Here is a 17,785-nt window from a genome sequence, read left to right on the forward strand (position 1 = left end):
GGCCGCTACTGGTCGATGCGGTTGCCGTCGGCATCCCAGTGCTCGGCCACCTTCTTGCTGGGCTGTACCCGCGGCGGCTCCCCCGGCATCTTCGGGTAATCAGGTGGGAAGTTCAGCTCCACGGGGTGTTCCTCCCACTTCTGCAGCAGCGGCGTGAGGTCGTGCGCCACCTCGTCCATCTCCGCCCACGGATTCCCGTCGGCCAGCCGTTCGGGCACGGTGAACAGGTTGAACATCCGCGGATCGGTGACCTCGGCCAGCTCTTCCCAGGTGAGCGGGGTGGAGACGGTGGCTCCCTGCACGGCGCGCAACGACCAGGCCGAGGCGATGGTGCGGTCGCGGCAGTTCTGGTTGTAGTCCACGAAGATCCGCTCGCCCCGTTCCTCCTTCCACCAGGCGGTGGTCACGCCGTCGTCGCGCTTCTCCAACTCGCGCCCGAAGGCGATGGCCGCGTGCCGGACGTCGGTGAACTCCCAGCGGGGTTCGATGCGGACGAAGACGTGCACGCCGCGATTGCCGGAGGTCTTGCAGAAGGCGCGCATTCCGAGGTCGGCGAACAGCTGCCTCGCGATGGCCGCCACACGCACGACATCACCGAAATCGGTGCCGGGCTGGGGATCCAGGTCGATCCGGAGCTCGTCGGGACGGTCCACATCGGCGCTGCGCACGGGCCAGGGATGGAAGGTGATGGTGCCCATCTGGGCACACCAGACCGGGATGGCGATCTCCGACGGGCACAGCTCGTCCGCCGGACGACCGGACGGGAAGGCGATGCGCACCGTCTGCGCGTACGGCGGGGCGCCCTTCATCATCCGCTTCTGATAGAAGCCGTCGGCGTCCTTGTCCTGCGGGCCCTGAGCCAGCCGGCCGCCGGGGTGCACACCGCCGGGCCACCGTTCGAGCGCCGTGGGGCGGTCGCCGATCGCGGCGAGAAGCGGCCCACCGACGGCAGCGAAGTACTGCGCCACCTGGAGTTTGGAGACCGCGGAGGTGAGATCGGTGGCGGGGTAGATGATCCGGTCGGGGCTCGAAACCCGAACCGCCCGGTCGGCTCCATCACCGCCCGGGACGATCACCTCGGCTGCCGGGGCCTTCGCCATTACACGCCCTCCTGGAGTACATCGTCGAGGTCGTAATTGACTGGGACGTCGAGCTGCTCGTATCCACAGCTCTCCGGCGTGCGGTCGGGACGCCAACGCTTGAATTTGGCGGTGTGCCGCAGGCGCATTCCCTCCATCTGGTCGTAGTCGAATTCGACGACCAGCTCGGGGCGCACGGGCACCCATTCCCCCGTCTTCTCCGGCGTGGCCCAGCGATTGGGCTCGCCCTGGACCGAGTCGGCGGTGCGCATGGGTTCGAGGAGTTGCAGGTACTCCTCGCGTTTGGCGGCGGTGAAGGCGCCGATGCCGCCGATCGGGAGGAGCTGATCGTCCTGGTACAGGCCGAGCAGCACCGATCCGACGGCGTTCGGCTGCGATTTGTGCGGGCGGTAACCGATCACCACGGCCTCGGCGGTGCGGGCGTGCTTGACCTTGATCATCTCCCGCTTGCCGGGCAGGTAGTGCCCGTCGATACGCTTCGAGATCACCCCGTCCAGGCCCGCTCCCTCGAATCGCTCGAACCAGTCGGCGGCCGCGGCGGCGTCGGTGGTGACGCGGCTGATCTTGCACGTACCGGTACCGGCATACGCGGAGACGAGCACGTGGCGGCGCGCGCTGAACGGCTTACCGGTGAGATCGACCTCGGCCATGGCGATCGCGTCGAAGCCGATGAAGATGGCCGGGGTCTCCTCGGCGAGCTTGGTGATCCGGGACTGCGCGGGGTGGATGCGGGCCGAGAGCGATTCCCAATCGAGGCGCTTGCGGCCCTCGCGGTGTACGGCGACGGCGATCTCCCCGTCGAGCACACACCGCTCGGGAAGCTCGGCCCGCGCGGCGGCGACCACCTCGGGGAAGTAGCGGCCGAGGTCTTTGCCGCTGCGCGAGCCGATGAACACCTCGTCGCCATCGCGGAAGATGAGGGCGCGGAAGCCGTCCCACTTCGGCTCGTGCGAGTACGCGGCGTCACCGGCCGAGCCCGGTATCGTCTTGGCGGCCTTGGCGAGCATCGGATCGAGCGGCGGGTTCACGGGGAGGTCCACGCGTCCGATCGTAGGCGGCACCGCCGCCAGGGGGACGGATCCCGGCGGGAATCCCCTCAGCCCATGCTCTTCTGACCGTCGATGGTCTCCCGGATGATGTCGGCGTGCCCCGAGTGGTGAGCCGTCTCTGCGGCGATGTGCAGGAACACCCGGCGCACGGTCCAGAAGACGCCGGCCGGCTGCCACGGCGCCTCCGGCAGCTCATACGCGGTGTCGAGATCGAGGGTGCGCACCAACTCATCGGTCTCGGCGGCCACCCGCTCGTACTCCGCGAGGGCGGACTGCACCGTCTGTCCGTCGGTGAGCCGGAAGGAATCCGCGAAGGCGGCGGCCTGTTCGGGGGTGATGTTCTCGAAATCGATGTCGTCCATCGCGTGGCCGTTGCCCAGCGCGAACCGCTGCCAACCCCGCTCGACTTCGGTGACGTGCTTGACGAGGCCACCCACGGTCAGCTCGCTGACGGTGCTGCGGGTGTTCGCCTGCTCGTCGGTCAGGCCCTGGGCTGCGAAGCGCAGGAAGTGTCGGCGCTCGGCCAAGAGGCTGAGGATGTCGGCGCGTTCTCCGGTGATGGTCTGCTGTGTTTCGGTCATGAACACACGCTAGAAGTCATTAGTGCCAGTTTCTGTCCTTAATCTGAGAAATACTCTGATTCATGGCGAACACGAGCTCTCGAACACTGCGACTGCTCTCCCTCCTGCAGACGCATCGCTACTGGCCGGGCACGGAACTGGCCGATCGGCTGGAGGTCTCGGTGCGCACCCTGCGCCGTGACATCGAGCGGCTCCGGGAACTGGGATACCCGGTGAACGCCTCCCGGGGCGTGGACGGGGGCTACCAGCTGGCCGCCGGCGCCGCACTCCCCCCGCTGGTCCTCGACGACGAAGAGGCCGTCGCGATCGCGGTCGGACTCCAGGCCGCGGCCCAGGGCGGGGTCACCGGTATCGCGGAGACGTCGGTGCGGGCTCTGGGCAAGGTGGCCGCGGTGATGCCGCCGCGACTGCGTAAACGGGTCGAGGCGTTCGGGGCCGTGACCCAGCCCGCAGGCTGGTCGGGCGGACCCGCGGTCGACCCGCGGATACTCACCGATCTCGCCGAGGCGTGCCGGGCGGAGGAGCGGATCGAGTTCGGTTACACCGCGGCCGACGGTGCCGTGACCGAGCGGCTGGCCGAGCCCCTGCGGCTGGTGTCCCTGGGGCGCCGCTGGTACCTCGTCGCGTACGACCTGCACCGGCACGACTGGCGCAGTTTCCGTCTGGACCGGATCAGCGGACCGTCGCGCACGGGGATGCGATTTCGACCCCGCGAATTGCCCGCCGAGGACGCCGCGGCCTACGTCCTCGCGTCGGTCGGCCAACGAGCGCCCGGATACTCGATCGAGTTCCGGGTGGAGGCACCGATGGAGACAGTGCGCTCGGCCATCGGCCGATACGCGCGACTCTCGGCCGACGGTGCGGTGACGGTGGTGCGCATGCAGGCCGACACGCTCGATTGGGCCGCGATGGCGATCGCGGTGCTCGGGGCGCCGGTCACCGTGGTGGAGCCGCCCGAATTGGTGGAGCATGTGGCGGGTTGGGCGCGCACGCTCGGTGCGGTGCGCTCGTAAGCTGGTGCGGTGACGGCCGGACGCTATGCACCGAGCCCCTCGGGCGATCTGCATGTGGGGAATCTGCGAACCGCACTGCTCGCGTGGCTGTTCGCCCGCTCGACGGGCCGCGAATTCCTCATGCGGGTCGAAGATCTCGATACCGGACGGACGGTCGACGGTGCCCAAGCACGTCAGTTGGCCGACCTCGCCTCGCTGGGACTCGATTGGGACGGTCCCGTCGTCCGGCAGTCCTCGAGAACCCGGATGTACGCGGATGCGCTGGAGCGACTCGATGTGTACGAGTGCTATTGCACCCGCCGCGAGATCCTCTCGGCACCTTCCGCCCCGCACACCCCCGACGGCGCCTATCCCGGCACCTGCCGTGACCTCACCGAGGCGGAGCGCGTGGAGCGGCGGGCGGCCCGCCCGGCGGCCCTGCGGCTGCGTTCGACGGTGCGCTCGTTCACCGTGCACGACGAGTTGCACGGTCAATACACCGGCGTGGTCGACGATTTCGTGCTGCGACGCGGAGACGGCACGTACGCCTACAACCTCGCCGTGGTGGTCGACGATGCCGCCCAGGGCATCGATCAGGTGGTGCGCGGCGACGATCTGCTCTCCTCCGCTCCGCGGCAGGCCTACCTCACCGAGTTGCTCGGCGGTACCGCACCCCGGTACGCGCATGTGCCGATGGTCTTGGGCCCCACCGGTGTCCGGCTCGCCAAACGGGACGGTGCCGTCACCCTCATCGAGCGCGGAGGGCCACAGGTGGTGCTGCCGGAGCTGGCCGCCAGCCTGGGACTGGCCGGGTCGACCCCGACCGACATGCTCGACGGCTTCGATCCGGCGCGGCTCCCCCGCGAGCCCTGGACGCTTCCGCTCTGAGTCCGGGCGCGGTGACCTGCATCCACCCGCCCGCCGTGCCGTACGGCATTCGCGGCAGCGATGCCCGCGAGGAAGTCCCCGAACCACGTCACGAGCTCTCTGGCACTTCGCGTCTCGCCTGTCCTGTTCGTCATGACCACGACGCTACGGGCGTGACTCTCGTGCGCCCAGTGGCCTATATGCCACATACCATCAAAATATGGCCTCGTCCCGCTGGGATCGGAACCGGTCGCGGTACGCGGTGGGATTGAGCCCGGTCTGCCGCTTAAAGTGATAGCGAAGGGTCTCCTCAGCATCGAAACCGGCGCGCGCGGCGACTGCAGTGACCGGCTCGTCGGTGGTCTCGAGCAGACCCATCGCGCGATACACCCGCTGTCGAACGAGCCACTCCAGCGGAGCCGAACCCGTGTGCCGTTTGAACTGGCGATGCAGGGTACGACGCGAGACGCCAGCCCGAGTCGCCATTTCGTCGACCCCCGCGACGGTGTCCAGACAGTGGGCGATCGACTCCAGGAAATCGGCGAACCGCGCATCCACATCCGGGCGGAGGGCATCGATCGTCACGAACTGCGATTGATCGCCGTCCCGGTGCGGTGCAACCACCATGCGTCGCGCGACCTCGTTAGCGGTCGCCGGCCCGTGATCTTCACGAATCAGCTTGAAGCACAAGTCGAGTCCAGCAGCAGACCCGGCCCCGGTCGTCACATTCCCATCACGCACGTAGAGGTCCGACGGTGTCACGTGAACACGTGGGAAGCGATGCTGCAGAAGGCTCGCGTAGCGCCAATGCGTCGTGGCGCGACGTCCGTCGAGTAGGCCCGCCTCGGCGAGAGCGAAAGCACCGCTGCAGATCGACACCATTCGCGCGCCGTTGCCCGCGGCGGCGCGCAGGTATTCGGTCCACTCGGGATTGGAGTTCCGGCGCGGATCGGTCACCGCAGTCACGATGACGGTATCGGCAGTCGCGATGTCGGCGAGGCCGAAGCCCGGGGTCAGTATTGCCCCTCCGACCGTGTGCACTCCTCCTGCCGGCCCACAGGCTCGGACGTCGTAGTCGAGCGTCACATCCCCCCAGGCGAACCCGAGGGCCTCGACCGCGATTCCGTACTCGAACAGCGTCATACCGTCGCAGACCGGCAGGGCGACGACGTGAGCCATGGCCTGATCCTACGCACGAGGAGTCTTCCGGCCAAGGCCGTGCGTGGGGCGGCCCCGGAGAGTTCCTCTCCTGCGGTTTCGGCCGACTAGTCCGACTTCGCGAGGTGCTGCTGGGTGCCCTTGTAGTAGCGGCCCAGGAACTCCTCCTTGAACTCCCAGTAGGTGCCGTCGACCATCGACTGCCGGATCTTGGCCACGAGCGAGACGATGAACTGCTCGTTGTGGATGGTCGCCAACGTCGCCGCCAGCCCCTCCTTGGCCTTGAACAGGTGGTGGATGTAGGCCCGGGAGAACTGCGAGGTGTAGTTCTGCGTCTCCGGGTCGAGCGGCTGGAAGTCGGTCTTGAACCGCGAGTTGGTCACGTTGTAGCGGCCGTCCACGGAGTAGATCGCGCCGTTGCGGGCCACCCGCGACGGCGACACGCAATCGAAGGTGTCGATGCCCTGCTCCACCGCGGCGAAGATGTCGTCCGGCTCGGAGATACCCAGCAGGTGCTTCGGCTTATCCTCCTCCAGCTCCTGGTTCACCCAGCGCACGATGGTCGCCAGGTTCGCCTTCTCCAGGGCACCGCCGATGCCGTAACCACCGAAACCGAGACCGCCGCCCTCGCGGTCCTCGTCGCTCAGCGCCCGCAGATCACGAGCGGCCTTGCGCCGCAGGTCCTCGTACTGCGCGCCCTGCACCACGCCCCACAACGAGATCGCGTCGTGGCGCTGCGCGGTGAGCCAGTTGTGCTCGGACAGCGAGCGCCGGGCCCACAGCCGAGTCCGCTCCAGCGACTCCACCTGGTACGCCCGGGTGTTGTGCAGGGTGGTCAGCTCATCGAAGGCGAAGATGATGTCGGCGCCCAGCTGGTGCTGGATCTGCATCGACCGCTCCGGCGTGAACCGGTGCTCCGTGCCATCGAGATGGCTCAGGAAGGTGACCCCGTCGTCATCGACGCGGGAGAGCCGGTCCTTGCCCTCGGCGATGGCATCGTCGCCCTGCAGCTCCTGATCACCGTTCATATCGATGACCTTCTTGAAGCCCGAACCCAACGACATCACCTGGAAGCCACCGGAATCGGTGAAGGTGGGGCCGTCCCAGTTCATGAACTTACCGAGGCCACCGGCCTGCTCCACGATCTCCGGGCCGGGCTGCAGGTACAGGTGGTAGGCGTTCGCCAGTACCGCCTGCGCACCCAGATCGGCCACTGCATCCGGCATCACCGTCTTCACGGTCGCCTTGGTGCCCACCGGGATGAACGCCGGTGTCAGGATCTCACCGTGCGGCGTGAGCAGGCGGCCGGCACGGCCCAGCGGACCGTCGGGCCCCTCGAGCCGCGCGTCGATGTCGAACCGGGTCGGATCGCTGATGTGCTCGTTCTGCAGCCGGGTACGGCTGGTCATCGAGCGGTAGTCGGACCGCAGCGCGGTGAGCTCCGCCGCGATCGCCTTGTTCTGCTCACGCAGCTGCGCCAGCTCGTCGCGAGTGCGATCCGCGCGGGTCCGCTCGGCCCGGCGGATGGGCCCCGTCGTGGTCTCGGCATCCGTCGGCTTGGCCGGGCGCGCGAGCGGGTACTCGCCGGTATCCGGGACGGAAACCGCTGCGGCGGCCTCGGTCTCGTCGGCGTCCGTCGATGCTGCGGCCGGAATCGGCGCGGTCGCCGCGGCAGCCGGTGTCGACTGCGCCGGGATCTGCTGCGTGGGCAGGCCCACCGGCGCGGTCGGGACGGCACCGTTGACGTAGCCGTTCACGCCGCCGGTCACCTTCACCTTCTCGGTGTCGGACGCGCCCGCACGGGCTGCCACCGGAACCTCGGTGGTGTCGTGCTCGGCCAGTGCGTCCGGGAGCGGCGCGGTATCGGTCGAGGTCTTGGCCAGCACGGAGGCGAGCGCTTCACCCTCGATATCGACGTTCGGCAGGATCCGGTCGAGCCACTTGGGCAGCCACCACGCGGCATCGCCGAGCAGCATCATGATCGAGGGGATGATCACCATGCGCACCACGAAGGCGTCGAACAGCACGGCGGCGGCCAGGCCGAAGCCGATCTCCTTGATGAACACCGCGTCGTTGAGGATGAACGAGGCGAACACCGAGATCATGATGATCGCGGCGGCGGTAACCACACGGGCGCCGTACTGCACACCGGTGACGACGGACTTGGTCGCATCGCCCGTGTGCGTGTACTCCTCACGCATCCGGGACACCAGGAACACCTGGTAGTCCATCGCGAGGCCGAAGACGATGCCGATCATGAAGATCGGGAGGAACGACACCAGTGGCTGCGTGTTGTCGATGAGGCCGAGCGCACCGTCGGTGAAGATCGCCGAGGTCACGCCGAAGGTGGCCACCACCGAGAGCAGGAAGCCGAGCACGGCCGTCAGCGGCACCAGGATCGACCGGAAGGCCACCAGCAGCAGCAGGAAGGCGAGGCCGACGACGATGGCGACGTAGATCGGCAGCGCCTCCTTCGACAGCTTCTCCGAGATGTCCATCTCGATGGCGGTGTTACCCGCCACGCCGAGGTCCATGTTGAAGGCCTGCTTGAGGCCGTTCGGTCCGTTCGGCAGCGCCCGCAGGTCCTCGACGAGGTCCTTGGTCAGCTGATCGGTCGGGCCGCCCTTGGGGGTGACGACGATCGTCGCGGCCTTGTTGTCCGGCGCGAGCTGCGCGATCTGGGCGTTCGCGACCTTGGTCTTCATCTCGGGATCGTTGTTGAGCCGGTCGACGATCTGCGCGTAGGCGCGCAGCCGCTGGCCCGGATCGGCTTTCGAACCGTCGACCGCCACCATGAGCTGGCCGTTGGAACCCTTACCCCACGCATCCGAGGTGAGGTCGTAGGCCTTGCGTTCGGACGTCGACTTCTCGCTCATGCCCGAGCTCGGTAGCGCGGTCTGCATGTCCTTCATCGGAATCGCGAGGATGCCGAGCACCGCGACACCGGCGAGCAGCGTCACGACCGGGACCTTCTTGATCACATTGGCCCAGCGCAGGCCGTTCGCGGTGCGGCCCTCGCCCTCGTCGGTGTCCGGCGGGTGCAGGCCCTTGACCCGGCCGGCGAAGACCTTGCTGCCGAACAGGCCCAGCAGGGCCGGCAGCAGGGTGAGCGCGACGATGACGGCGATGAGCACGCCCCACGCCGCCGCCACACCCATCTGGCCGAGGAAGTCCATCCCGATGAAGGCGAGCGCGGCCAGCGCGATGATCACGGTGAGGCCCGCGAAGATCACCGCGGAGCCGGCGGTGCCCACGGCGATACCCGCCGCCTCGGCGCGCTGCTCCTTGGTGGTGGCGCCCAGGCGCCGGAGTTCGTGCCGGAATCGGGACACGATGAACAGGGCGTAGTCGATGGTGACGGCGAGGCCGATCATCGAGGTGAGCACCGTGGGGAACGTGCCGAGCTCGATGAATCGGGTGGCGATCATGACGCCCGCGAGGGCGACGGGGACCGCGATGATCGCGTTCATCAGCGGCAGGCCCCATGCCACCAGCGAAGCGAACGTGATGATCAGGACGATCGCGGCCACCAGCATGCCGATCAGCTCGCTGGTCATGCCCATGTCTTCCATGCCCTTGGCGGCGGAACCGTCGGCCTCGACCTGCAGCGACCCCTGCGAGGCGTCCTGGCCCGCGATCCGGGCGTCCTTGATCTTCTCCGCGGTGTCCTTCGGCAGATCGGTGACCTTGCCGATGAAGTCGACCTTGAGCTTGGCGGTCTTCCCGTCCGGGCTCACCGTGGAGGTGACGGCGGCATCGGCCTTCTGCTGCTCGGGCGATTTGGTGGAGGCGATGTCCTTCTGCTGCGCCTGCATCGCGGCCAGGGTGTCGCGCTGCGCGGGAGTGAGGACACCGTCGTCGAGCTTGCCGGTGGGGTTGTGCAGGAGGTTCGGGTCCTTGACGATCGAGACCTGCGTGCCGTTCTCGTCCTTGGTGAGGCCCTTGATCTCCTCGATCGTCTTGTCGATGCCCGCCGTGTTCTTCGGATCGGTGAGCTTGCCGTCCTTGGCGTGGAAGACGATGGTCGCCGACGCGCTCGTGAACGGATCATCGGAGCCCTGTCCGCCGAACTGCGCGTTGACGATGTCCGTCGCCTTCTCGGACGGCAGCCCGGGAAGGTTGAAGTTGTCGACGGTGGGCTTGCTGAGCGTCGCGGCACCGACGCCCATGCCGATCAGCAGCAGCACCCAGACGGCGATGACCTTGAAACGGTTCAGGTAGGCGAACTTGCCCAACCGGTAGAGAAGCAGTGCCATGGGAGGTACTCCGGTTCGTCGGACGGCGCGTGGGACTGCCGCGGCCGCGGCTGCGGTTCTGCCGACAAGTGTACCGATGGTTTCACCCTGCAATAAAGTCGCTGACCGGGTCTTTTGTGAGTTCAATCACGGAATCATGGGTAGGGTGTGGCGCATGAGCACTTTGCGCAGGTCAGCAACACCAGTCACAGCAGTCGCAATTGCAACGTTCGGCGGCCTTCTGCTCGCCGGCTGCGGTGGTTCGACCACCGATCAGGACGGCGTGAGTGCCCCGGCGACCCCCGCATCGTCCAGCACCGCCCCGGTGACCCGCGGCGAGATGTGCGGCCAGACCAAGGGACCCGACGGTCCGCTCTACGTGCACGCCCTGGGCACCACGAAGGTCGACTGCGTGGAAGCGATGACCATCGCCGACACATTCAGCCCCCAGATCGCCGCCGGCAAACCCGTCACCGTCGACGGCTGGAACTGTTCGTTCCCCACCTCACCGGGCATGCTCGCGCGGTGCGACAGCACCAAGAGCACCCAAGCGATCGGCTTCTTCAGCTCGCACTGACCCGGTTCTCGACCAGGCGATCCACCTCGGCGGCGACCTCGTCGGACAGGTCGATCGCGAAGGCCTCGGCCAAGATCTCCCGACGGTCCGCGGCCGGGTACGGCGCGACCTCCCGGAAACCATCGGGGCGGGTGGTGATGATGCTGTCGCCGGTCAGCACGAGGCGCCGGTCAGGGTGATTCATCACCACCATGAGGCGGCCGCGGAAGGGCGAGAACGGCGAGGTGGCCACGTAGTAGTTGGTCATCCGCAGATCGGACCAGGTGCGCGCCGCGAGCGGGAACCGGTACTGCGGGCGCCATTGTCCGGAGCTGGGATCGAAGAAGTCGAGCTGCCACTCCTCGGCGAAGCCCGGTGTCGAGCGGGTGACCCGGTAGGTCCACCCACCCGCATCCTGCTCCAGCCCGTCGACCAGCCGCAGCGGCGCCAGCGGCACCGCCCCGAAGCCGACCTCGACGAGCCACCGCGCACCGTCGACCTGCACCACCAGCAGCGCATGCGTCGACGCAGACGTCTCCCCCTGCAGGAGCACCCGGCCGGCCACCGCACTGAACACGAACCCGTGCCGTTGCAGCACCGCGGCGAGCAGAGGCGTGTGGCCGGTGCAGCCGTAGCCGCGGCGCCCGTCGATCATCCGACGCTGGAGCGCGCCGATCGTCAGCTCGCCCGGGATACCCCGGACCGCGTCGATGTTCTCCCACGGCAGGGTCGTCGCGTGCGCCGCGACCAGTCGCGCAAGACCGTCGGGATCGGCGGCGACGGGGGCATCGAGCCCGACCCGCCTCAGATACCGGTCGAGATCCAGTTCGTCGGCGCCCCAGGCCTCGTCGTGGTTCATGTCTTCATCTCACTCCCGTGGGGGATACCGCGCCACTCCTGCGGGTGATCCGCGCGGCCGCGGCGGCAACCTACCGTCCCGGATATGAAGAAACTGCTGGTCGGATCGCTCATCGTCGCGGCATTCCTCGCCTACGCGCTCCCCGTGTACCTCACCGGTGGCAGCCGGGTACCGCTCGACGGTCAACCCTCCTGGTACTACCCACTCCTGGTGGGGCACATCATGCTCGGCGCCGTCGCGATGCTCGCCGGGCTGGTGCAACTCGGCCGACGCTGGTTCGCCCGCTATCACCGGATCGCCGGGCGGGTCTACGTGGCGTGCGCGATTCCGGTCGGGCTGGCGTCGATCACCGTGGGCGCGATGACGCCGTTCGGGCCGGCGAACGCCGTCTCCAACGTGACGCTGGGCTCGTTGATGCTGGTGTTCACCGTGCTCGGTGTGCGCTCGATCCTGGCCCGCGACGTGACGCAGCACCGGCGCTGGATGCTTCGCAGCGCGGCGCTGATGTACTCGGTGATCATCAACCGCATCCTGGGACCGGTGATGTTCCTGCTGCTCGACGGCCTGGGCCTGGAATCGCGCGTGGTGGACGGTCTGGGCGTGGCGCTCACCGCCTGGATGAGCTGGCTGCTCGCCCTGGGTGTCTGCGAGTGGTGGCTGCGCCGCACACCCCGTCGCGAAACCGGCACTCGGATCGGTCGGACGAAGACCATCGCCGCGTAAGCGGAGAGAACGCCGGTTCGGCGCAGAGACGACGAAGCCCTCCCCGATCGAATCGGGGAGGGCTGTGGCGGTGGCGGGGGGATTTGAACCCCCGGTACGGGGTTACCGCACACAACATTTCGAGTGTTGCACCTTCGGCCGCTCGGACACGCCACCGTCGGAGTACTTTACCGGAAGTCGACCACAGCTCTAAATCAGCAGGTCATCCCCGGTGCGGGGCGAAGAAGTCGGTGAGCAGGGCCCCGCACTCCCCGGCGCGGATGCCGCCGCGGACGCTCACCCGGTGCGTCACCCGGGGATCGCGCACCACATCCCACACCGAACCGACCGCACCGGTCTTGGGTTCGTACGCCCCGAACACCAGGCGCTCGATCCGTGCCGACACCAGCGCGCCCGCGCACATGGCGCACGGTTCCAGGGTGACGGCCAGCGTGCAGCCGCCGAGCCGCCAGCCGTCGCCGAATCGGGTGGCCGCCTCCCGGATCGCGAGCACCTCGGCGTGCGCGGTCGGATCTGCGAGGGCCTCGCGCCGGTTCCCGGCCCGCGCGAGCACGACACCGTCGGGATCGAGGATCACGGCGCCCACGGGCACATCGTCGGGACCGGAGAGCCCGGCGGCTTCCAGCGCGAGCCCCATGGCGGAGCGCTCGGCATCGAGATGCGACACGTCAGGTCAGGGCGTCGAGGATCTTCGCGAGCTCGGCCTCGAACTGCAGGCGCTCGGCGATCACCTGTACCTGCTCGTCGGCATAGAGATCGGGATCGGCCAGCAGCACGCTGAACTCCTGCTCGCCCAAGCCCAGGTCGCCGAGGATGTTCAGGTCTCCCTCGGGCCACGGATCGGTGTCGTCGACCTCATCGGGGTCGAGATCGGGCACGTCCACATTGAGCCTGCCCAGGGTCTGCTCGGCCAGATCGTCGAAGATCGCGGCGGTCGCATCGGAGAGCAGCAGCCGGGTGCCCGACGGGCCCGGGCGCACGATCACGAAGTACTCGTCGTCCACGTTGAGCAGCCCGAACGCGGCACCCGCGGCGCGCAGCGAGCGGAGTTCCTCCTCCGCGCGGGCCACGTTCCGCAGTACCGCGGGGTCGAGCAGCGACACCGTCCAGGACGTCTCGTCACGCACCACCGCCACGGCGTAACCGTCGATGTCGTCGTACCGATCCGGCGAGGTCTGTGCGGCCATGCATGAACCGTAGCCGCTATCACGTCGCAGCGGCAGCGTCGCGAGCGGTTTCTTGACGCTGCTGTGGAACGCTGGACCCCGTGTCCGTGCAGCGTGCTCCCCACTCCGACCTTCCCGTCTGCGTCCTCGGCCTCGGCCTGATCGGTGGCTCGATCCTGCGCGCCCTGCACCGAGCCGGCCGCACGGCGTACGGCTGGAACCGCTCGGCGGCCGCCGCCGACGACGCCTCCGCCGCCGGGTTCGACGCATCGTCGGACCTGGAAGCCACGCTGCGCCGCGCCGACGCCGGACAGCACGTGATCGTGCTGGCGGTGCCCGTCCCGGCTCTCGACCCGGTACTCGCCGCGATCGCCGAAAACGCTCCGAACGCCTGGCTCACCGACGCGGTGAGCGTCAAGGGCGACGTGGCCCGGCGGGTCGCCGACGCGGGACTCACCGCGCGCTACGCGGGCGGGCATCCGATGGCCGGGACGGCGTTCTCGGGGTGGGACGCCACCGACGCCACCCTGTTCGACGGTGCCACCTGGGTGGTGACCGCCGACGACGCGACACCGGCGCCGGCGTGGCGACTGGCGGCGTCGGTGGGCCTGGATTGCGGGGCGGTCGTGGTGCCGGCGGGGTCGGCGGAGCACGATGCGGCGGTCGCCCGGATCTCACATTCGGTGCATGTGGTGGCCGAGGCGGTGGCGATCACCGCCGAGTCGGACCCGGCCGCGAAGCAGCTCGCCCTGACCCTGGCAGCCAGCAGCTTCCGCGATGTGACCCGGGTGGCGGGCACGGCACCGTCGCTGGTGAACGCGATGTGCGAGGCCAACCGGGACGCGCTGCTGGACGCGCTCGACGACACGATCGCCGAGCTGATCGCGGCGCGCACCGAACTGGCCGACAGCGGCACCGTCCGGGACGTCACCGAACGTGGATACGCCGCGCGCCGGGCCTACGACAACGCCCGCCGCACCCCGGTCGTCCCCGTGCTCGACGGGGCGGGATGGCAGCGGGCGCTGCGGGAGGCCGGCCACGCGGGTGGCGTGGTCACCGAATTGCCGACGACCTAGTCGACCCTGCGGGCCAGGCCCGGGTAGTCGACGACGAAACCGTCCTCGTCGACCGAGAGTTTGGAGCTGGAGACCGGCGAGATCACGGTGATGCCGTCGGCCGCGGCGGCGTAGCTGATCACCGTCTCCTTCACCTGGAGCGTGGGCAACTCGACGTAGACGACCGGCACGTCGACGTCCTCCACGTGACTCTGCAGGTTGTACCGGCGGATGGTGAGCGCGTTGAAGAACGCGGACCTGAGCACGTCCACGCTGAGCGCACCGGAGAAGAAGCCGCGCTCGGCGCCCTGCGCACCCTGCACGAGCCAATGGCTCTCACCATCGCGGGCGATGGTCACCTGGGCCTCACCGGACGCGGTGAGCGCGTGCACGGACAGGCGCTTGGTGACGCCCTCATCGTCGGTCACCAGGTCGTAGGAGGCGTTGAAGGCGGGCCCGTCGGCAGAGGGCGCCGCGATGATCCGGCCGTACGCCTTGATCCGGTCGCCCGTCACCTGCACGCGCACGGACTCCAGGAGATTCCCGTCGTCCGATCGCCAGGTGAGCATCCGAGGCCAGCTGCCCCCGGTGATCACGGTGGCACCGGTGTCTGCGGAAGTAGCATTGGTCACGCCTATACGGTAGACCTTTGCAAAATGTGCCCTGAGCCACACCACGGCCGGGTAGCCGGGGCGTGCGTTGTCAGAGTGCGGCGATCGCCTCGATCTCGACCACCTGATCGTCGTAGCGCAGCCGGCTCACGCCCACGATGGATACCGGCGGCACCGTCTCGAACAGCCCGGTGAGGGCGTCCTCTGCGACCTGCAGGTCGACTTGCAGATGTTCCGAGACGAAGACGGTGAGCCGGGCGACGTCGGCCAGGCCGGCGCCGCGCTCGCCGAGGATCGTGGCGAGGTTGTCGATCGCCGAGGCGATCTGGCCCTGGACGTCGCCGGGGGCGACGGTGGTGCCGCCCACGTCACGTGCGGCGACGCCCGCCACGTGGAGCGTGGCGCCGGCGGGCACGGTCGCACTGTATGCGTGCGAGATCGCGGTGGTCAGCGTGTCCGAGCCATTGAGCTCCACTTTCGCCATGATCAGGCCGCGTTCTTCTGCACCACGGCGCCGACGCGCGGTAGGGCCGCGACCACGTTCTCCTTGGCCTTACCGCGGAGACTGCCGTACGCCTTGCGCAGCGCGGGCTGACTCGTGGACTCGGCGCGCTGATCGGTGACGGAGAGCAGGGCATCGCCCACCTCGTCGCCGCGCGAGGCGAGGTACTGACCGAAGTCGCCGGGACCCTGGGCCTGGAAGTCGGCCCAGAACAGATCGAGCGCCGACGCGAACTCGGGCAGCAGCTTGGTGAGAGCGGACTCGATCACCGACGGCGAGACCTTCTTCACGGCGCCGTAGGCGGCCTTGATCGCGGTGCCGGAGAGGCCACTCTTGTCCTTGACCTCGGCGTCGACCACGGAGGCGAAGTCGGCCACCACGGCGGGCTGCCGGGCGGGATCGAGAAGCGAGGTGGTCAGCGACGTCGACACGGTGGACCTCCGGGAACGAGACGATGTCGGACGGTGCCGGGCGGCACCGCAGTCGAGCTTATAGGCAGCCCGGAAGCCCCGCAGACGCCCCGGCGGGGAGCGACGAAAGACAACAAATCGGCCACAACCGGGTTCGTTTTTGTGAGGTGCGTCACCTGTGCTCTAGGTTGAGGATTGAAGGAAGGGGTTGCAATGACGAGCAGCCGATCCGGCAGGGCGAACGCCCGGCAGGTTTCCGGCCGGGGCCCGGTCCGGTTGGCGGATTCTAGGGATCGTCGCAACACCGAGCCTGGTAGGGCCCACCATACGGAAGTGCTCCGCTGAGTATTCCAGCGGAGCGCTTCTGGGATCCGCGGTGCTCGTTGCATTACGTGCACGCATTCGCATATAATCATGCCTATGACGATGACGCGCACTGAGCACCTGGCACACGACCACTCCGACCATGCCCATGGACCCGACTGCGGCCACGAGGCTATCCAGCACGGCGATCACGTGGACTACGTCCACGATGGGCACCGTCACGCTCCGCATGGTGACCACTACGACGAGCACTGATCCAAACGCCGCACGATGTCCTACGCTCGCGATACGAGCGCGGGGCATCGGTGCTAGCGAGCTGTAATGAGGTCACGCAAACGCTCGGCTGGTGTCTTCCAGCCGAGCGTTTTGCGTGGTCGGCGATTGAGTTTCTGGGCGACGAGTTCGAGGTCTTCGCGGCCGTAGGCGCTCAGGTCGGTGCCTTTCGGGAAGTACTGGCGCAGTAGTCCATTGGTGTTCTCGTTGCTTCCGCGCTGCCAGGGTGAGTGGGGATCGCAGAAGTAGACCGGAACCCCGGTGGCGACCGTGAATTGTTGGTGGGCGGCCATCTCGCAGCCCTGGTCCCAGGTCAGTGATCCCCGCAAATGTCCTGGGAGATTTCCGATCAACGAAACCAGCACGTCACGGACTTCTTCGGCGGAGTGGCCGCCAGGCAGGTGGCCGAGCATGACGTAGCGGGTGGAGCGTTCGACGAGTGTGACGATCGCGGACTCGCTGCGAGTACCGACGATCAGGTCACCTTCCCAGTGGCCTGGCACGGCTCGATCCTCGACCTCGGCGGGCCGGTCGGAGATCATCACCATCTTGTCGACGAATCGTCTGGTGCGATGTTCGGCGCGGCGGTGGGGCTTGCGGCGGGTGCGGCCCGTTCGCAAGGCCATCGCGACTTCACGGCGCAGGCCGCCCCGAGCCTGAACGTAGATCGACTGGTAGATCGTCTCGACGCTCACACGCATACTTTGCTCGTTGGGGAACTCGGTCACTAGAGAGTGACATATCTGCTCTGGGGACCACTGGTCCTGCAGTTTGTTCTCGACGTAGTCCCGCAGCGGACCGGCCTGGGCCAGTTTCGCTGGCTTCGGCCGTGACCGGCTCTTTTCCCACCTGCGGTGCGCCTGATGCGGGCGATAGGCACCGTTGACAACGCCAGCGTCGATCTCCCGTTTGATCGTCGATGCTGGCCGGCCGAGCTCCCTGCCGATGGCCCGCAGCGATGCCCCCTCGCGGCGCATGTCAGCGATAGTTTCCCGCTCGGTCAAGGTCAGAAACCGTGGATGCAGGCTCCGCTGCCTCGGTGCATCCGATTCCACTCCGACCCACGTGACCGCACCTGTCAGGTAATCGATCTTGCGTCCGTCGGGATGGATACGAGTATCGCCAATCTTGCGCACCCCTCGATCCCAGTCCCCAGCAGTGCGAACGCTGACACCGACACGCCGAGCAGCGTCCGGCCGCAGCACCCCCTCACGGCGAAGCCGGTCGTACTCGGCCCGGCCGGGATGACCACCATTGCTAGTGCTCCCACGTCCACGCAGGCCCGCCCTGCGCATCCATCCAAACGCCGTATTCACTGTCACCC

At 68.1% G+C, this 17,785-nt stretch carries 18 protein-coding genes, 1 tRNA gene and 1 pseudogene; 6 read left to right on the top strand and 14 right to left on the bottom strand.

Annotation, left to right across the window (positions count from 1 at the left end):
* Nucleotides 1–5: 5 nt before the first annotated feature.
* The 3 genes from TPAU_RS20195 to TPAU_RS20205 are packed head-to-tail and all read right to left on the bottom strand — an operon-like array spanning nucleotide 6 to nucleotide 2,730.
* Complete coding sequence (locus tag TPAU_RS20195; protein WP_013128600.1) at nucleotides 6–1,100, bottom strand: DNA polymerase domain-containing protein; 1,095 nt, start codon at nucleotides 1,098–1,100, stop codon at nucleotides 6–8.
* Complete coding sequence (locus tag TPAU_RS20200) at nucleotides 1,100–2,140, bottom strand: ATP-dependent DNA ligase (RefSeq protein WP_041944520.1); 1,041 nt, start codon at nucleotides 2,138–2,140, stop codon at nucleotides 1,100–1,102. Before TPAU_RS20200 ends, TPAU_RS20195 begins: the two co-directional genes overlap by 1 nt.
* A 56-nt stretch (nucleotides 2,141–2,196) precedes the next feature.
* Complete coding sequence (locus tag TPAU_RS20205) at nucleotides 2,197–2,730, bottom strand: DinB family protein (protein ID WP_013128602.1); 534 nt, start codon at nucleotides 2,728–2,730, stop codon at nucleotides 2,197–2,199.
* A gap of 62 nt (nucleotides 2,731–2,792) precedes the next feature.
* On the opposite strand from TPAU_RS20205, the gene TPAU_RS20210 reads away from it, so the two are divergent.
* On the top strand, nucleotides 2,793–3,743 hold the full coding sequence (locus TPAU_RS20210) for a helix-turn-helix transcriptional regulator (RefSeq protein ID WP_013128603.1): 951 nt from the start codon (nucleotides 2,793–2,795) through the stop codon (nucleotides 3,741–3,743).
* Between the two features lie 9 nt (nucleotides 3,744–3,752).
* On the top strand, nucleotides 3,753–4,610 hold the full coding sequence (gene gluQRS / locus TPAU_RS20215; RefSeq protein WP_013128604.1) for a tRNA glutamyl-Q(34) synthetase GluQRS: 858 nt from the start codon (nucleotides 3,753–3,755) through the stop codon (nucleotides 4,608–4,610).
* Nucleotides 4,611–4,802: 192 nt separating this feature from the next.
* On the opposite strand, the gene TPAU_RS20220 is transcribed toward gluQRS, so the two are convergent.
* The 3 genes and pseudogenes from TPAU_RS20220 to TPAU_RS20225 all read right to left on the bottom strand — a co-directional run.
* Complete coding sequence (locus TPAU_RS20220) at nucleotides 4,803–5,768, bottom strand: GlxA family transcriptional regulator (protein WP_013128605.1); 966 nt, start codon at nucleotides 5,766–5,768, stop codon at nucleotides 4,803–4,805.
* A gap of 86 nt (nucleotides 5,769–5,854) precedes the next feature.
* Entirely contained in the window at nucleotides 5,855–7,156 is a 1,302-nt protein-coding gene (tgt, locus tag TPAU_RS22570; protein WP_083773968.1) for a tRNA guanosine(34) transglycosylase Tgt, read from the bottom strand.
* A gap of 546 nt (nucleotides 7,157–7,702) precedes the next feature.
* Nucleotides 7,703–10,003, bottom strand: a pseudogene (locus TPAU_RS20225) (MMPL family transporter); the annotation flags it as partial.
* 262 nt (nucleotides 10,004–10,265) lie between these two features.
* Between TPAU_RS20225 and TPAU_RS20230 the strand changes: the two are divergent.
* Nucleotides 10,266–10,559: a hypothetical protein gene (locus TPAU_RS20230; RefSeq protein ID WP_013128607.1), complete on the top strand. Its 294-nt coding sequence runs from the start codon at nucleotides 10,266–10,268 to the stop codon at nucleotides 10,557–10,559.
* On the opposite strand, the gene TPAU_RS20235 is transcribed toward TPAU_RS20230, so the two are convergent.
* Nucleotides 10,546–11,397: an arylamine N-acetyltransferase family protein gene (locus TPAU_RS20235; protein WP_013128608.1), complete on the bottom strand. Its 852-nt coding sequence runs from the start codon at nucleotides 11,395–11,397 to the stop codon at nucleotides 10,546–10,548. The genes TPAU_RS20230 and TPAU_RS20235 overlap by 14 nt on opposite strands.
* Before the next feature lie 84 nt (nucleotides 11,398–11,481).
* On the opposite strand from TPAU_RS20235, the gene TPAU_RS20240 reads away from it, so the two are divergent.
* Nucleotides 11,482–12,120 carry a DUF2306 domain-containing protein gene (locus tag TPAU_RS20240; protein ID WP_013128609.1) on the top strand — a complete coding sequence of 213 codons (639 nt, stop codon included), beginning with the start codon at nucleotides 11,482–11,484 and terminating at the stop codon, nucleotides 12,118–12,120.
* A gap of 65 nt (nucleotides 12,121–12,185) precedes the next feature.
* Here TPAU_RS20240 and TPAU_RS20245 read toward each other — a convergent pair.
* The 3 genes from TPAU_RS20245 to TPAU_RS20255 all read right to left on the bottom strand — a co-directional run bounded on the left by TPAU_RS20245 (nucleotide 12,186) and on the right by TPAU_RS20255 (nucleotide 13,307).
* Nucleotides 12,186–12,276, bottom strand: a tRNA-Ser gene (locus tag TPAU_RS20245).
* Between the two features lie 46 nt (nucleotides 12,277–12,322).
* A complete protein-coding gene (locus TPAU_RS20250; protein WP_013128610.1) occupies nucleotides 12,323–12,757 on the bottom strand; it encodes a nucleoside deaminase in 435 nt (144 codons plus the stop codon).
* Nucleotides 12,758–12,788: 31 nt separating this feature from the next.
* Complete coding sequence (locus TPAU_RS20255; RefSeq protein ID WP_013128611.1) at nucleotides 12,789–13,307, bottom strand: tRNA adenosine deaminase-associated protein; 519 nt, start codon at nucleotides 13,305–13,307, stop codon at nucleotides 12,789–12,791.
* 86 nt (nucleotides 13,308–13,393) lie between these two features.
* Here TPAU_RS20255 and TPAU_RS20260 point away from each other — a divergent pair, with 86 nt between their 5' ends.
* On the top strand, nucleotides 13,394–14,362 hold the full coding sequence (locus TPAU_RS20260; RefSeq protein WP_013128612.1) for a prephenate dehydrogenase: 969 nt from the start codon (nucleotides 13,394–13,396) through the stop codon (nucleotides 14,360–14,362).
* Here the strand turns inward: TPAU_RS20260 and TPAU_RS20265 are convergent.
* The 3 genes from TPAU_RS20265 to TPAU_RS20275 form a co-directional block, all read right to left on the bottom strand.
* Complete coding sequence (locus TPAU_RS20265) at nucleotides 14,359–14,910, bottom strand: putative glycolipid-binding domain-containing protein (protein WP_083773969.1); 552 nt, start codon at nucleotides 14,908–14,910, stop codon at nucleotides 14,359–14,361. The genes TPAU_RS20260 and TPAU_RS20265 overlap by 4 nt on opposite strands.
* Before the next feature lie 133 nt (nucleotides 14,911–15,043).
* Complete coding sequence (locus TPAU_RS20270; protein WP_013128614.1) at nucleotides 15,044–15,436, bottom strand: RidA family protein; 393 nt, start codon at nucleotides 15,434–15,436, stop codon at nucleotides 15,044–15,046.
* A gap of 2 nt (nucleotides 15,437–15,438) precedes the next feature.
* Nucleotides 15,439–15,885, bottom strand: coding sequence for a DUF6918 family protein (locus TPAU_RS20275; protein WP_013128615.1), 447 nt, complete (start codon nucleotides 15,883–15,885; stop codon nucleotides 15,439–15,441).
* 405 nt (nucleotides 15,886–16,290) lie between these two features.
* Here TPAU_RS20275 and TPAU_RS22580 point away from each other — a divergent pair, with 405 nt between their 5' ends.
* Nucleotides 16,291–16,443 (top strand): hypothetical protein, encoded by a 153-nt coding sequence (locus TPAU_RS22580; protein ID WP_041944754.1) that lies wholly within the window; start codon nucleotides 16,291–16,293, stop codon nucleotides 16,441–16,443.
* Nucleotides 16,444–16,496: 53 nt separating this feature from the next.
* Here the strand turns inward: TPAU_RS22580 and TPAU_RS20280 are convergent, their stop codons facing one another.
* A complete protein-coding gene (locus TPAU_RS20280) occupies nucleotides 16,497–17,756 on the bottom strand; it encodes an IS30 family transposase (protein ID WP_425358565.1) in 1,260 nt (419 codons plus the stop codon).
* Nucleotides 17,757–17,785: the final 29 nt, after the last annotated feature.

Origin of the sequence: Tsukamurella paurometabola DSM 20162, from assembly GCF_000092225.1 — a bacterium.
In the GTDB taxonomy this organism is placed as follows: Bacteria; Actinomycetota; Actinomycetes; order Mycobacteriales; family Mycobacteriaceae; genus Tsukamurella; species Tsukamurella paurometabola.